Source organism: Streptomyces sp. SID13666, from assembly GCF_010548325.1.
Taxonomy (GTDB): Bacteria; Actinomycetota; Actinomycetes; order Streptomycetales; family Streptomycetaceae; genus Actinacidiphila; species Actinacidiphila fildesensis.
Genome location: NZ_JAAGLX010000019.1, coordinates 130,438 through 144,693, shown reverse-complemented (window position 1 = coordinate 144,693; position 14,256 = coordinate 130,438). Strand labels below are relative to the sequence as shown.

13 protein-coding genes are annotated in these 14,256 nt (G+C 71.5%); 10 read left to right on the top strand and 3 right to left on the bottom strand.

Features of this window, described 5'->3' with window-relative positions; all coding sequences use genetic code 11:
• Window positions 1-1,248 (bottom strand): helicase-related protein (locus G3I60_RS24025; RefSeq protein WP_164607695.1); only part of this gene is annotated, 1,248 nt, incomplete at its 3' end.
• A 40-nt stretch (window positions 1,249-1,288) separates the two neighbouring features.
• A complete protein-coding gene (locus G3I60_RS24020; RefSeq protein WP_164298493.1) occupies window positions 1,289-2,107 on the bottom strand; it encodes a class I SAM-dependent methyltransferase in 819 nt (272 codons plus the stop codon).
• 317 nt (window positions 2,108-2,424) lie between these two features.
• Here G3I60_RS24020 and rpsA point away from each other — a divergent pair, with 317 nt between their 5' ends.
• The 5 genes from rpsA to G3I60_RS23995 all read left to right on the top strand — a co-directional run bounded on the left by rpsA (window position 2,425) and on the right by G3I60_RS23995 (window position 6,641).
• Window positions 2,425-3,933, top strand: coding sequence for a 30S ribosomal protein S1 (rpsA, locus tag G3I60_RS24015; RefSeq protein ID WP_164298495.1), 1,509 nt, complete (start codon window positions 2,425-2,427; stop codon window positions 3,931-3,933).
• A gap of 157 nt (window positions 3,934-4,090) precedes the next feature.
• Window positions 4,091-5,026 (top strand): PAC2 family protein, encoded by a 936-nt coding sequence (locus G3I60_RS24010; RefSeq protein WP_164298497.1) that lies wholly within the window; start codon window positions 4,091-4,093, stop codon window positions 5,024-5,026.
• A 48-nt stretch (window positions 5,027-5,074) separates the two neighbouring features.
• Window positions 5,075-5,674 carry a dephospho-CoA kinase gene (gene coaE, locus G3I60_RS24005; protein ID WP_164298499.1) on the top strand — a complete coding sequence of 200 codons (600 nt, stop codon included), beginning with the start codon at window positions 5,075-5,077 and terminating at the stop codon, window positions 5,672-5,674.
• A 104-nt stretch (window positions 5,675-5,778) separates the two neighbouring features.
• Window positions 5,779-6,144: a tetratricopeptide repeat protein gene (locus G3I60_RS24000; protein ID WP_138356304.1), complete on the top strand. Its 366-nt coding sequence runs from the start codon at window positions 5,779-5,781 to the stop codon at window positions 6,142-6,144.
• 23 nt (window positions 6,145-6,167) lie between these two features.
• Entirely contained in the window at window positions 6,168-6,641 is a 474-nt protein-coding gene (locus G3I60_RS23995) for a cupin domain-containing protein (RefSeq protein WP_138356305.1), read from the top strand.
• A gap of 44 nt (window positions 6,642-6,685) precedes the next feature.
• On the opposite strand, the gene G3I60_RS23990 is transcribed toward G3I60_RS23995, so the two are convergent.
• On the bottom strand, window positions 6,686-7,258 hold the full coding sequence (locus G3I60_RS23990; protein ID WP_138356306.1) for a methylated-DNA--[protein]-cysteine S-methyltransferase: 573 nt from the start codon (window positions 7,256-7,258) through the stop codon (window positions 6,686-6,688).
• A 199-nt stretch (window positions 7,259-7,457) separates the two neighbouring features.
• Between G3I60_RS23990 and G3I60_RS23985 the strand changes: the two genes are divergently transcribed.
• From G3I60_RS23985 to G3I60_RS23965, 5 genes are all read left to right on the top strand, one after another.
• A complete protein-coding gene (locus G3I60_RS23985; RefSeq protein WP_164298501.1) occupies window positions 7,458-8,414 on the top strand; it encodes a hypothetical protein in 957 nt (318 codons plus the stop codon).
• Between the two features lie 75 nt (window positions 8,415-8,489).
• Entirely contained in the window at window positions 8,490-9,275 is a 786-nt protein-coding gene (locus tag G3I60_RS23980; RefSeq protein WP_164298530.1) for an MHYT domain-containing protein, read from the top strand.
• Window positions 9,276-9,314: 39 nt separating this feature from the next.
• Window positions 9,315-11,411, top strand: coding sequence for an excinuclease ABC subunit UvrB (uvrB, locus tag G3I60_RS23975; RefSeq protein ID WP_164298503.1), 2,097 nt, complete (start codon window positions 9,315-9,317; stop codon window positions 11,409-11,411).
• A gap of 292 nt (window positions 11,412-11,703) precedes the next feature.
• Window positions 11,704-12,282 (top strand): TerD family protein, encoded by a 579-nt coding sequence (locus tag G3I60_RS23970; protein ID WP_138356309.1) that lies wholly within the window; start codon window positions 11,704-11,706, stop codon window positions 12,280-12,282.
• 125 nt (window positions 12,283-12,407) lie between these two features.
• Window positions 12,408-14,243: a TerD family protein gene (locus G3I60_RS23965; protein ID WP_164298505.1), complete on the top strand. Its 1,836-nt coding sequence runs from the start codon at window positions 12,408-12,410 to the stop codon at window positions 14,241-14,243.
• Window positions 14,244-14,256 lie beyond the last annotated feature (13 nt).

The window sequence follows — 14,256 nt, the reverse complement described above, 5'->3', positions numbered from 1 at the left end:
GGCGGCCACCGCGCCGACCGCGAGGAGCACCTCGCGGGCCGCGCCCATCGCGCCGGCCGGCGGGGCGTCGAGCAGGGCGAGGCCGGCGGCGTCCGGGTCGCCCCAGCAGGCCGTCTGCAGAGCGAACGCGGCGAGGTCGGCGACGGAGATCTCCGGTGCCGGCCAGCGCGGATGCCCGGCGTTGTCCGCCTCCGACCAGCAGCGGTACACCGTGCCGGGACCCTCGCGCCCGGCGCGCCCGGCCCGCTGGCGGGCCGCCGCGTGCGAGACCCGCACCGTCGTCAGCGCGTCGAGGCCGCGTGCGTGGTCCACCCGCGGCTCACGCGCCAGCCCGCCGTCCACCACGATGCGCACCCCGGGGACGGTGAGGCTCGACTCGGCCACCGACGTGGCCAGCAGCACCCGGCGGCCGGTTCCCGGCGCGAGCGCGGCGTCCTGCACGGCGGCCGGCGCCCGCCCGTGCAGCTGCAGCACTTCCACGTCGAGCCCGCTCAGCATCCCGGCGACCCGCGCGATCTCCCCGACGCCCGGCAGGAAGCACAGCACGTCCCCCTCCTTCTCGCGCAGGGCCCGCCGTACCACCGCCGCCACGTGCTCCAGCAGCGCCGGATCGACCCGCATCCCGTGCGGCGGGCGGACCGGCGGGGCCCACTCCACGGCGACCGGATGCAGGATGCCCTGCGCCTCGACCACCGGGGCGGCACCGTCCTCGCCCCCGACCAGCGCGGCCCAGGCGGCGGTGTCCGTGGTGGCGGAGGCCGCGACCACCCGCAGCTCCGGGCGCAGGGCGGCCCGTACGTCCAGCAGGAAGGCCATCGAGGTGTCGGCGTCCAGATGCCGCTCATGGCATTCGTCCAGTACGACGGTGTCCACACCGGCCAGCTCCGGATCACGCTGCAGCCGCTGCAGCAGAACACCGGTCGTCACCACTTCGACGACCGTCTCCGCCGAGACGTTCCGCTCGCCGCGCACCGTGAAGCCGATCCGCGCGCCGACGCCCTCGCCGAGCAGCCACGCCATCCGGCGGGCGGCGGCCCGCGCCGCCATCCGGCGCGGCTCGGCCACCAGCACCCGGCGGGGGACCTCCCCGTACTGGGGGAGCAGCCCGGCCAGCGCGAGCGGTACGAGGGTGGTCTTCCCTGTTCCCGGCGGCGCGGCGAGCACGGCGCAGCCCCGTTCGTCGAGCGCCCGCAGCAGTGCGGGCACGACGGTCTGTACGGGCAGGTCGAGGGAACTGGCGCGGATCACCCGCCCAGTGTGCCCGTCGGTCCGGCGGCGGGCGCCGCCGTCAGTCCCGCACGCACACGAAGATCGCCGTCCCGGGCAGGATCCCGCCGCGCAGCGGCGACCAGCCGCCCCATTCCTGGGTGTTCCACTCCGGCCACTGCGGCTCGACGAGGTCGACCAGCCGGAAGCCGGCCGCGGCGATCTCCCGCACGCGGTCGCCGAGGGTCCGGTGGTGCTCGACGTACTCGGCGAGCCCGCGCCCGTCCTGCTCGACGTACGGGGTGCGGTCGAAGTAGGAGGAGACGGCGGTCAGCCCCTCGGGGCCCGGCTCGTCGGGGAAGGCCCAGCGGATCGGGTGGGTGACGGAGAAGACCCAGCGCCCGCCCGGCCGCAGCACGCGGTGCACCTCGCGCTGCACGCGTTCGGGGTCGGCGACGAAGGGGAGCGCGCCGTACGCCGAGCACGCCAGGTCGAACGACGCGGCCGCGAACGGCAGCGTCCCCGCGTCGGCCTGGACGAGCGGGAAGCCGCCGTCCGCCGACTCCTCGTCGATCCGGCGCGCGTGCTGCAGCTGCCGGTGGGAGAGGTCGAGGGCGACCGGGCGCGCGCCGCGCGCGGCCAGCCAGCGCGAACACTGCGCGGCGCCGGCGCCGATCTCGAGCACCGACAGGCCCGCGAGTTCCGCGGCGGGGCCGAGCAGTCCGGCGTCGGACTCGTCCAGTCCCTCCGGCCCCCAGACGAAGTTCCCGTCGCCGAGGAAGGCTCCGTGCTCGACCTGGTACTCGTCCGCGTTCCGGTCCCACCAGCCCCGGTTGGCCCGGCTGCTTTCCGTGACGCCTGCGGTACGCCGGGTGGCTTCTGGTTCGGGTCCTTGGCTCATCGCGGTTGTCGTCGTACTCTCTGGTTGGACCTGTGACGGGGGGACTTACGCCGGGTATGGGCTGTTCTGCCCAAGGTGGGCCCTTCGCGCATTGACCGTGTCCGGCTGCCCCCGTATGCTACAAGTTGCGCTGCGGGCCTGCGCACCTCAGACGTAGCAGGTTGCGCTCGCACTGGCTTGTATCCCCTCGGTCCTTGAGGCGACTCTCCGATTCATTTGGAAGGTCCGACTCAAGGCTGTCCGGCTTCGGCTGTGCGATAACGGGTCCTGGCGTAGCAGTACCTACAACTTCTGTCCGTACCGGAGTCCTTCCCCATATGACGAGCAGCACCGAGGCAACGCGCACCACCCCGCAGGTGGCGGTCAACGACATCGGCTCCGAGGAAGACTTCCTCGCAGCGATCGATGCGACGATCAAGTACTTCAACGACGGCGACATCGTCGAAGGCGTGATCGTAAAGGTCGACCGGGACGAGGTCCTGCTCGACATCGGTTACAAGACCGAGGGCGTCATCCCGTCCCGCGAGCTTTCGATCAAGCACGACGTCGACCCCAATGAGGTCGTCAAGGTCGGCGACGAGATCGAAGCCCTTGTTCTCCAGAAGGAGGACAAGGAAGGTCGCCTGATCCTCTCGAAGAAGCGCGCTCAGTACGAGCGTGCCTGGGGCACCATCGAGAAGATCAAGGAAGAAGACGGGATCGTCACCGGTACCGTCATCGAGGTCGTCAAGGGTGGTCTCATCCTCGACATCGGCCTCCGCGGCTTCCTGCCCGCCTCGCTCGTCGAGATGCGTCGCGTCCGCGACCTCCAGCCGTACGTGGGCAAGGAGCTCGAAGCCAAGATCATCGAGCTGGACAAGAACCGCAACAACGTGGTCCTGTCCCGCCGTGCCTGGCTCGAGCAGACCCAGAGCGAGGTCCGCCAGACCTTCCTCACGACCCTGCAGAAGGGCCAGGTCCGCTCCGGCGTCGTTTCCTCGATCGTCAACTTCGGTGCGTTCGTGGACCTCGGCGGCGTCGACGGTCTCGTGCACGTCTCCGAGCTGTCCTGGAAGCACATCGACCACCCCTCCGAGGTTGTCGAGGTCGGCCAGGAAGTCACCGTCGAGGTTCTCGACGTGGACATGGACCGCGAGCGTGTCTCCCTGTCGCTGAAGGCGACGCAGGAAGACCCGTGGCAGCAGTTCGCCCGGACGCACCAGATCGGCCAGGTCGTTCCCGGTAAGGTCACCAAGCTCGTTCCGTTCGGTGCGTTCGTGCGCGTCGACGAGGGCATCGAGGGCCTGGTCCACATCTCCGAGCTGGCCGAGCGCCACGTGGAGATCCCGGAGCAGGTCGTCCAGGTCAACGACGAGATCTTCGTCAAGGTCATCGACATCGACCTCGAGCGCCGCCGCATCAGCCTCTCGCTGAAGCAGGCCAACGAGGCCTTCGGTGCCGACCCGGCCACGGTCGAGTTCGACCCGACCCTGTACGGCATGGCCGCGTCGTACGACGACCAGGGCAACTACATCTACCCCGAGGGCTTCGACCCCGAGACCAACGACTGGCTCGAGGGCTTCGAGACCCAGCGCGAGGCGTGGGAAGGCCAGTACGCCACGGCCCAGACCCGCTTCGAGCAGCACCAGGCCCAGGTCATCAAGTCCCGCGAGGCCGACGAGAAGGCGGAGGCCGAGGGTGCTGCGGCTCCCGCCGGTGCCGCCAGCTCCGCCGGTCTCGGTGGCGGCGGTTCCTACTCCTCGGAGTCGGACGACAACTCCGGCGCCCTGGCGTCGGACGAGGCACTGGCCGCGCTCCGCGAGAAGCTGGCCGGCGGCCAGAGCTGACGCTCTGACCTGCAGGTAGCCGTACGGACGGAAGGCCCGTTCCCCGAGAGGGGAGCGGGCCTTCCGCGTTGTCAGGGGGTGAAGCGGGCCCGGATGCGGGAATGCTCCCAGCTCCTCGCACGTTTCCGAGGAGGAAGAACGAGGAGGAACGATCACAGTGCTGGATCCGCAGGGGCTGTACGAATTCGTGCCGGGCGGTGCCGAGGCCGTGGACGAGGCGGTCGGGGAGACCGGCCCCGTTCTGCTGTACCACCTGGAGGGGTACATCGACGCGGGTGACACCGGCGAGCAGATCTCGGAGCAGCTGCTGGACCGCCTCGACAACCAGCTGGTGGCCAGGTTCGACGCCGACCGGCTGGTCGACTACCGCGCGCGCCGGCCCCTGATGCTCTTCGAGCGCGACCACTGGTCGGGGTACGAGGCACCGGAGATCGCCCTCTATCTGGTCCGTGACACCACGGAGACGCCCTTCCTGCTGCTGACCGGCTCCGAGCCGGACGTGGAGTGGGAGCGCTTCGCCGCGGCCGTGCTGCAGGTCGTCGAACGGCTCGGGGTGCGGCTGGCCATCAACTTCCACGGCATTCCGATGGGCGTTCCGCACACCCGCCCGGTCGGGCTGACCCCGCACGGCAACCGGGTGGACCTGATGCCAGGCCACCGCAGCTGGTTCGACGAGGCGACGGTGCCCGGCAGCGCCGAGTCCCTCATCGAGCTGCGGCTCGCGGAGGCCGGCCGTGACGTCCTGGGCGTCGCCGCCCACGTGCCGCACTATCTGTCGCGTTCCCCGTACCCGGACGCGGCGCTCGCCGTACTCGAAGCGATCACCGCCGCCACCGGCCTGGTGCTGCCCGAGGTGGCGCACGCACTGCGTGCCGAGGCGCACACGGTCCGCGGCGAGATCGACCGCCAGGTCGCCGAGGGCGACGGCGAGCTGGTCTCGGTCGTCCGCGGGCTGGAGAGCCAGTACGACGCGGTCGCCGGTTCGATGACCCGGGAGAACCTCATCGCCGAGCCGGTCGACCTGCCGTCGGCCGACGACCTCGGGGCCGAGTTCGAACGGTTCCTCGCGGACCGGGAGGACGACGGAAGCTGACGACACGACCCAGGGCCTGTCCGTCCGGGCAGGCCCTAGGCTGTCGCCATGCTGAAGGTGGGCCTGACCGGCGGAATCGGCGCCGGCAAGAGCGAAGTGTCACGGCTGCTCGCGTCGTACGGGGCGGTCGTGGTGGACGCGGACAAGATCGCCCGGGAGGTCGTGGAGCCCGGATCGCCGGGGCTGGCCGCCGTGGTCGCCGAGTTCGGCACGGAGGTCCTCACTCCTGACGGTGCGCTCGACCGCCCCAGGCTGGGCTCGATCGTCTTCGCCGACCCCGCCAGACTGCAGGCGCTGAACGCGATCGTGCATCCGCTCGTCGGACGCCGGTCGGCCGAGCTGGAGGGCGCCGCGCGCCCGGACGACATCGTGATCCATGACGTCCCGCTGCTCACCGAGAACGCCCTCGCCGAGCTCTACGACCTCGTCGTGGTGGTGGACGCGTCCCCCGCCACCCAACTCGACCGCCTGGTGCGGCTGCGCGGCATGGACGAGGGCGAGGCCCGGTCGCGGATGGCGGCCCAGGCCACCCGCGAGCAGCGGCTCGCCGTCGCCGATGTCGTGCTGGACAACGACGGCCCCCTGGAGGCGCTCGAACCCCAGGTCAAACGGGTCTGGCAGCAGCTGCGCGACCGCCTCGCGCCCTAGTGCGGCCCCGGGCGGGACCGCCCGGAATGTGATTGCCGGGGGCCGCGTTGGGTATGTCTGTGCCGACGATCAGTCGTCACCCGAGCCATGGAAGGGAGGCGGCCGTGCCCGAGCAGACCCCCGAGACCCACGTCATCGATTTCCGTGCCGCGGAGCAGTTGCTGGAAGCCCGCGACCCGCGCGGAGCGGTGAAGCTGCTGGACTCGGTCATCGCCGCCCACCCGGAGAACACCGCCGCGCGCCTGCTGCGGGCCCGGTCCTTCTTCGCCGCCGCCCAACTGCGCCCGGCCGAGCTCGAGTTCCAGATAGTGCTGGAACGGGAACCCGACAACGCGTTCGCGCACTTCGCGCTCGCCCGGACGCTGCAGCGTGCCAACCGTCCGGATGAAGCGCTGCGACACTTCCGGCTGGCCGCCGCTCTGGACCCGCGGCCGGACTATGTTGAGGCGGCTCGTTTCGACGCTCCCTGAACCGTTCCGGAGGGACCCCGCACATGGACAGCAGCAGGCGCTGGAGCCGGATCCGCAGAGCGGCGGCGGTGGCCGGATGTGTGGTGGCGCTGGGACTGGTGCCGTCGGGCGCCCTGGCGACACCGGGCAGCGGGGTGACGGCGACGGTCCTGGCCAAGGGCACCTCCGCCGAGGGGCTGAAGGTCAGGACCCAGGGGCGTACGGACGTCGTGGTGCGCACGGTCACCATCGCGCCGGGCGGTGAGACCGGCTGGCACTACCACCAGGGGCCGCTGATCGCCGTCGTCCAGTCGGGCACGCTGACCAGGACGCTGGCCGACTGCTCGGTGGTGCGCAGCAGCGCAGGCCAGTCGTTCATCGAGCCGGACGGCGCCCGCAAGGTGCACAACGGGCAGAACCTCGGCACGGTGCCGGTCGTCCTGTACGTCACGTACCTCCTGCCCGAGGGCGACGCGCTGTCGGTCGACGCCCCCGACCCGGGCTGCCACCACTACTGACCGGGTGACGGCGCCGCCGTCGCCCGGTGGCCCCGGCCGCCCCGTCAGAACAGGGGCGGCGGGAGCACGCCCTCCAGGGCCAGCAGCGTCCGCTTGATCTCCAGGCCGCCGCCGAAGCCGCCTATGCCCCCGTTGCTCTCCACGACGCGGTGGCACGGGACGACGAGCGGCAGCGGATTGGCTCCCATGGCGGTGCCGACGGCGCGGGCGGCGCCCGGCTCGCCGACGCGGTCGGCGAGGTCCTGGTAGCCGACGACCGAGCCGTACGGCACGCCGGTGGCGAGCTCCCGCTGGACGCGGCGGTTGAAGCCGGCGGTCAGCGACCAGTCCAGATCGAGGGTGAAGTCGCGCAGCTCCCCGTCGAAGTACGCCCGCAGCTGGCGGACGGCGGGGGCGAGCCGCCCCGACTCCCCGGACTCCTCGACCGGATCCGCGCCCAGCCGGCGCCCCAGCCGCTCCAGGAAGGTCTCCGTCACCTCGTCGTCGGCCCGGAAGACGACGCTGACCAGCCCCTGGTCGGTCGCGGCGAGCAGCAGCGGGCCGATCGGGGTGTCCAGCCGCGTCCAGGCCACCGTGGCGGTCCGGTCCGCCACCTCGTGCCGCTCGGTGTTCGTCATACCGCCAGCGTATGCCGGGCCACTGACAACGGGCCCGGGAGCAGATTCCTCGAGCCGGATCCGCCGGGCCGGTCCTTCGGCCGGACCGGCCGGCCGGGCCCGTCAGCCGGGGCCGCAGCGGTCACTCGCCCGGGTGCCGCTCTTCGACAGCCTTGTCACAGCGGGTAGTTGAGCGGTTCCGGTGGGGGAGGGGGCCGTCATGACACGAAACGACTTCGCCCAGGCCCTGCGCATTCTCGCCCGTGACCAGCGGCAGGTGGTGACGGTTGGCCAGCTGTCCGGCATCGGGGTGTCGGAGGTGGCGCTGCGCAAGCGCTGCGGGCCGGGCGGCCCCTGGCAGCGGGTGCTGCCGAGGGTGGTGGTGCTGCGGCGGGGTGCGCTGTCCGCCTGGCAGCGCTGCCGGGCGGCCCTGGCCTACGCCGGGTACCCGGCGGCGCAGGCGCAGCTGACGGGGATCGCGGCGCTGGCCCTGCACGGGATGCGCGAGGTCCTGGTGCCCGCCGAGGTGCGGGTGGTCGACGTCCTGGTGCCGGCCGGGCGCGCGCTCAGGACGCACACCTGGGTGCGGGTCCACCACGCGCGCACCCTCCCCGGCCCCGAGCTGGTGGACGAGCTGCCCGTCGCGCCCCTGGTGCGCGCCGCGGGGGACGGCGTCCGGGCGTCGTGCGACCCGGACTGGGTGCGGGCCGTGCTCCGCGAGCTGGTGTGGGACCGCGGGGTCGATCCGGCGGAGCTGGCGGGCGAGCTGCGTACCGCGTCGCTGTCCCGCAAGTCCGGGATCGACGAGACGCTGCGGGAGCTGGCGCTTCCGGGACGGGTCCGCCGCCCGCTGGGCGGCCAGCTGCGTTCGCTCGTCGCGCTCTCGGGTTCGCGGCCGCCGCTGTGGCGGCCCGAACTCCGCCTGGACGGTGTGTTCCTGGCGTCTCCGGACGCCTACTGGGCGCGCGAGGGGGTGGCTCTGGTGATCGGACCGGCGGCCGGCCCCAACCCGTTGGACACCTGCGGCCTGCGGATCGTCCGGGTGCCTCCGGAGGCGCTGACGGCGAGTCCGGCGCAGGTCGTGGCGGCGCTGCGGGCGGCGCTCGGCTCCGGGCCGCACGGACCGCTGGACCGCGTCACCGTGCACCCGGATCACGGGTCGGTAAAGGGAATCTGAAACTCGGTCAGATGTTCCCCCGGCCGTCCTATCGTGTGCCAACTCGATGCGCCGGAAGGGCCCGCCGTGGACGGCATGTACGGAACGGTCAACGGATTCACGTACGGCTGGATCACCCCCGTGGTGGCCTACGTCATGGCTTGCCTGGGAGCCGCTCTCGGACTGCGCTGCACGGTCCGGGCGCTCGTGATGGAGCGGTCCCGGCGGGCCGGCTGGCTCGCCCTGGGCGCGGTCTCCATCGGCTCGGGCATCTGGACGATGCACTTCATCGCCATGATGGGGTTCACCGTCGACCAGGTGGAGATCAACTACGACAAGTCGATCACCTTCCTGAGCCTCGGAGTGGCCATCGCGGTGGTCGGCGCCGGTGTCTTCCTGGTCGGGTTCTTCGGCCGCGGCGCACCGGTCCTGCTCGCCGCCGGCGCGGTCACCGGCGTCGGGGTGGCCGCCATGCACTACCTCGGCATGGCCGGGATGAAGCTGGACGCGGACCTCGCCTACAACACCGGAACGGTGTACCTGTCGATCGGCATCGCGGTGGCGGCGGCCACCGCGGCACTGTGGGCCGCGGTGTCGGTCAAGGGCTTCGCCGCGAGCATCGGGGCCAGCCTCATCATGGGCGTCGCGGTCACCGGCATGCATTACACGGGCATGGCCGCGCTCCGGGTGCATCTGCACGACTCGGGGATCGCCGGCGGCCTGGGCGGTGCCTCGCCCGCCGCGATCCTGGCGCCCGTCCTGATCGGCCCGGTGGTGTTCCTGTTCCTGGCCGGGGTGGTGGTGGCGCTGGACCCGCCCGGTGTCCAGCAGCCCCGCTACGAGCCGGTCCGTGAGCCCGCTCACGGCCGTCGCCCACGGTGATCCCCGCGGTTTGTCAGTGCTGGGCCGTACGGTGGTTCCATGCGGCCCGTATCAGACATCGAACGTACTGTGGCGCCCTTCGAGGTCGTCAGCCCCTTCCAGCCCAGTGGTGACCAGCCGGCCGCCATCGAGGAGCTGGAGCGGCGTATCCGCGCAGGTGAGAAGGATGTCGTCCTCCTCGGCGCGACCGGCACCGGAAAGTCGGCGACCACGGCGTGGATGATCGAACGGCTCCAGCGCCCGACGCTCGTCATGGCGCCCAACAAGACCCTCGCGGCGCAGCTCGCGAACGAGTTCCGTGAGCTGCTGCCGAACAACGCCGTCGAGTACTTCGTGTCGTACTACGACTACTACCAGCCCGAGGCGTACGTCCCCCAGACGGACACCTACATCGAGAAGGACTCCTCGATCAACGAGGAGGTCGAGCGGCTCCGCCACTCCACCACCAATTCCCTGCTGACCCGCCGCGACGTCGTCGTCGTCGCGTCGGTCTCCTGCATCTACGGCCTGGGCACCCCACAGGAGTACGTCGACCGCATGGTGCGGCTCCGGGTCGGTGACACGATCGACCGCGACAAGCTGCTGCGCAAGTTCGTGGACATCCAGTACACCCGCAACGACCTGGCGTTCCAGCGGGGCACCTTCCGGGTCCGGGGCGACACCATCGAGATCTTCCCGGTCTACGAGGAGCTCGCCGTCCGCATCGAGATGTTCGGTGACGAGATCGAGGCGATGTCCACCCTCCACCCGCTCACCGGCGAGGTGATCAGCGACGACCAGGAGATGTACGTGTTCCCGGCGACCCACTACGTCGCGGGACCGGAACGTATGGAGCGCGCCGTCGCGGGGATCGAGAAGGAGCTGGAGACGACCCTCGCGACGATGGAGAAGCAGGGCAAGCTGCTGGAGGCCCAGCGGCTGCGCATGCGGACCACGTACGACATCGAGATGATGCGGCAGATCGGCAGCTGCTCCGGCATCGAGAACTATTCACGGCACATGGACGGCCGTGAGGCGGGCACCGCCCCGAACACGCTCATCGACTACTTCCCGGAGGACTTCCTCCTGGTCATCGACGAGTCGCATGTCACCGTGCCGCAGATCGGCGCCATGTACGAGGGTGACGCCTCCCGTAAGCGCACCCTGGTCGACCACGGCTTCCGGCTGCCGTCCGCGATGGACAACCGCCCGCTGAAGTGGGAGGAGTTCCTGGAGCGCATCGGCCAGACCGTCTACCTGTCGGCGACGCCCGGCAAGTACGAGCTGTCGCGCGGCGACGGCGCGGTCGAGCAGATCATCCGCCCGACCGGGCTGGTCGACCCGCAGGTCATCGTCAAGCCCACCGAGGGGCAGATCGACGACCTGGTGCACGAGATCCGGCTGCGCACCGAGCGGAACGAGCGGGTGCTGGTCACCACCCTCACCAAGAAGATGTCCGAGGACCTCACCGACTACATGCTGGAACTCGGCATCCAGGTGCGGTACTTGCACAGCGACATCGACACGCTGCGCCGGATGGAGCTGCTGAGCGAGCTGCGGGCCGGCGAGTACGACGTACTGATCGGCATCAACCTGCTCCGTGAGGGCCTGGACCTTCCCGAGGTGTCGCTGGTGGCGATCCTGGACGCGGACAAGCAGGGCTTCCTGCGCTCGGGCACCTCCCTGATCCAGACCATCGGCCGTGCGGCCCGTAACGTGTCCGGCGAGGTCCACATGTACGCCGACACGATCACCCCCGCGATGGCGCAGGCCATCGACGAGACCAACCGGCGCCGCGAGAAGCAGGTCGCCTACAACACCGAACACGGCATCGACCCGCAGCCGCTCCGCAAGAAGATCGCGGGCATTCTCGACTCGTTCGCCCGCGAGGACGCGGACACCGAGGAGCTGCTGGGCTCCGGCAGGCAGCGCTCGCGCGGCAAGGCCCCGGTGCCGGGACTGTCGTCCAAGGCGGGCGGCAAGCGGGTGGCCCAGAGCCTGCCCGCCGAGGAGTTGGCGGACCTGATCGCCGAGCTCACCGCGCAGATGCACGCCGCGGCGGCCGAGCTGAAGTTCGAGATCGCGGGCCGACTCCGCGACGAGCTGGGCGACTTGAAGAAGGAGCTGCGGCAGATGCGCGAGGCCGGTATCGCCTAGGGCGTGTTGCGAAAGGAGCGCCGTTCGCCCGGAGGGCGTGGCCCACGGCGTCTGGTGCGTGCGCTCGCAAGGCGGAGGGTCGTCCTCGTACTGGGGTACTTGGACGAGCCCGACAACGCAGCGAGGGCGCGTGCCAGGCGTCGTGGGCCAGGCGGGACTTTCGCAACACGCCCTAGGCCCGATCCGCCGGACAGACCCTGCCCTGGGGTGAACCGAGGTGCGCTGTCCCGGCGTCTTGTTAGGGTGCGGGGCAACCGCACACAGTCCGGTGACGGGTGAGAGGGGACAGCGCGTGACGGTCAACATGACCAAGGGCCAGCAGATCAGCCTTACCAAGTCCGACGGGGGGACGCTGACGGCCGTTCGGATGGGGCTCGGCTGGCAGGCCGCGCCCCGCCGCGGACTGTTCGGCAGCCGCACCCGGGAGATCGACCTCGACGCCTCGGCGGTGCTCTTCGCCGACAAGCAGCCGGTGGACGTGGTGTTCTTCCGGCACCTGGTCAGCGACGACGGTTCCGTCCGGCACACCGGCGACAACGTGGTCGGCGGCGCCGGCCAGGGTGGCGACGACGAGTCGATCCTGGTGGACCTGCAGCGGGTGCCGGTCCACATCGACCAGATCGTCTTCACGGTGAACTCGTTCACCGGGCAGACCTTCGCCGAGGTGCAGAACGCGTTCTGCCGTCTCGTCGACGAGACCAACGGCCAGGAGCTGGCCCGCTACACCCTGACCGGCGGCGGGCAGTACACCGCGCAGATCATGGCGAAGGTGCAGCGCGCGGGCAGCGGCTGGTCGATGACCGCCATCGGTACGCCGGCCGCCGGCCGTACGTTCCAGGACCTGATGCCGTCGATCCTGCCGGCGCTCTGACTCCACAGGCGCACAGCACCACGGATCAACAGCACCACGGATCAACAGCACCACGAGAACACCAGCACCACACGCACGACAGCTGCACACGCACGACGCGTACAACACCAATGGGGGGTGGCGGCATGGCCGCCGAGCTGGTCCGGGGACAGAATCATCCGCTCCCGGCCGGGCCCGAGGGCGCCGGCCGTCTGGAGATCCGGGTGACGGCGGGCACGCCGGTGGTGGCCGTGGCCACCCTTGGTGACGAGCACGGGCGGGTGAGCGGCACGGAGTGGATCGCCCACCCCGGGTCGCCGCACCTCCCCGGCCTCGAAGTGTCCCAGCAGGCCGCCGCCTCCCACCGGCTCGCGGTGGACCTGGGCGCCCTCTCCGAGGACGTCCACCGGGTCCATGTGCTGCTCGCACTCCCCACCGCGGCCGGTGTTCCGGCCTCCTTCGGCGTGGTGGCCGCTCCGCATGTCGCGGTCACCACGCTGGACGGGGCCGAGGTCGCGGGATTCACCATCACCGGGCTCGGCCCGGAGACCGCGGTCGTCGCCGTCGAGCTCTACCGCAGGCAGGGCGCGTGGAAGGTCCGCGCGGTCGGCCAGGGGTACGCGGGCGGCCTGGCGGCCATGCTGCTCGACCAGGGAGTTCCGGAGGCGGCCGGGCTCGCCGCGGGCATCCATGACGCGGTGGCGAAGGGGCTGGCCCGCTCGGTCGCCCCGCCGCCCCGGCCGCAGTCCGGATCCCCGGCGTCGTCGTCCGCGGCGGCGACCGCCGGCGGCCCGATCAGCTATCAGCACCCCCGGCGGCACACCGCCCGGCAGGCCCCGGACCTGCCGCCCGGCCGGCCGGCGGACGCCGCGCCCCCGCAGGGCGCCCCGCAGCCCGTCGCCGGTGACGCCAGCGGCTGGACGATGGAGGAGCGGCTCTACAACCAGGTCTGGGGCATGTTCGAGGACCTGGCCCGCACCACCGCCGCCTACCGCAGCGCCGTCGACTTCGCCGAGTCCCGGCTGGACCAGGAACTGGACCGGCTGCTGGCCGACCCGCGCACCCGCGTCGGCCCGGCCGCCGACGCCGCCCGGGACCAGGCCCGCGCCAAACAGGCCGACCTCATGGACCAGGCCCGTGCCGTCCTCGACCGCGACCTGGCGCAGCTGCGCGCCGAGTCCGAGGTCGTCGAACCGGCGCTGCCACCGCCGTACGCCGGCTGGGAGAGCCCGGTCTGGCACGGCTACACGGTGCCGATGGAGGTGCCGATGGCCGCCAGGCTCGGCAACCTGCATCTGCCCGAGACCCCCGAACTGCGGATCCCGCTGCTGGTCAGACTGCCGCTGGAGCGCGGTCTGTGGATCGACAGCTCCCAGGACCGGCGGCTGGCCATGGAGATCGCGGTCACCATCGCGGCCCGGCTGCTCGCCTCGTACCCGGTCGGGGACTTCTCGGTGCACGTCATCGACCCGGCCGGCACCGGCAGCGCCGCACTCACCCCGCTGACCGAGTCGGGCACCCTGCGGGTGCCGCCCGCCGCCGGTGCGGCCGGAGTGGCGGCGCTGATCGGCAGGATGACCGAGCGGGTGGACCTGGTGCAGATGGCGATGCGGGCCGGCGCCCCGGACTCGCTGCCGGTGGACCTGGACACCGCCGAGCAGCTGCTGATCGTCAACGACTTCCCGTACGGCTTCGACGACCGCACCGTCAACCAGCTGCGCTACCTCGCCGACGAGGGGCCCTCGGTCGGCGTGCACCTGCTGATGGTGGCCGACCGGGACGACGCACGGGCGTACGGCCCGGTCCTCGACCCGCTGTGGCGCTCCCTGATGCGGCTCACCCCGACCCCCGAGGACCACCTCGCGGACCCCTGGGTCGGCCACGCCTGGACCTATGAGCCGCTGCTCGTACCTCCGGGTAGTCATGTCGTGCCCCAGGTCCTCCGTCAGGTCGCGGCTGCTCGGCAGGCGTATGGCCGCTGACCTGGGATTTTGA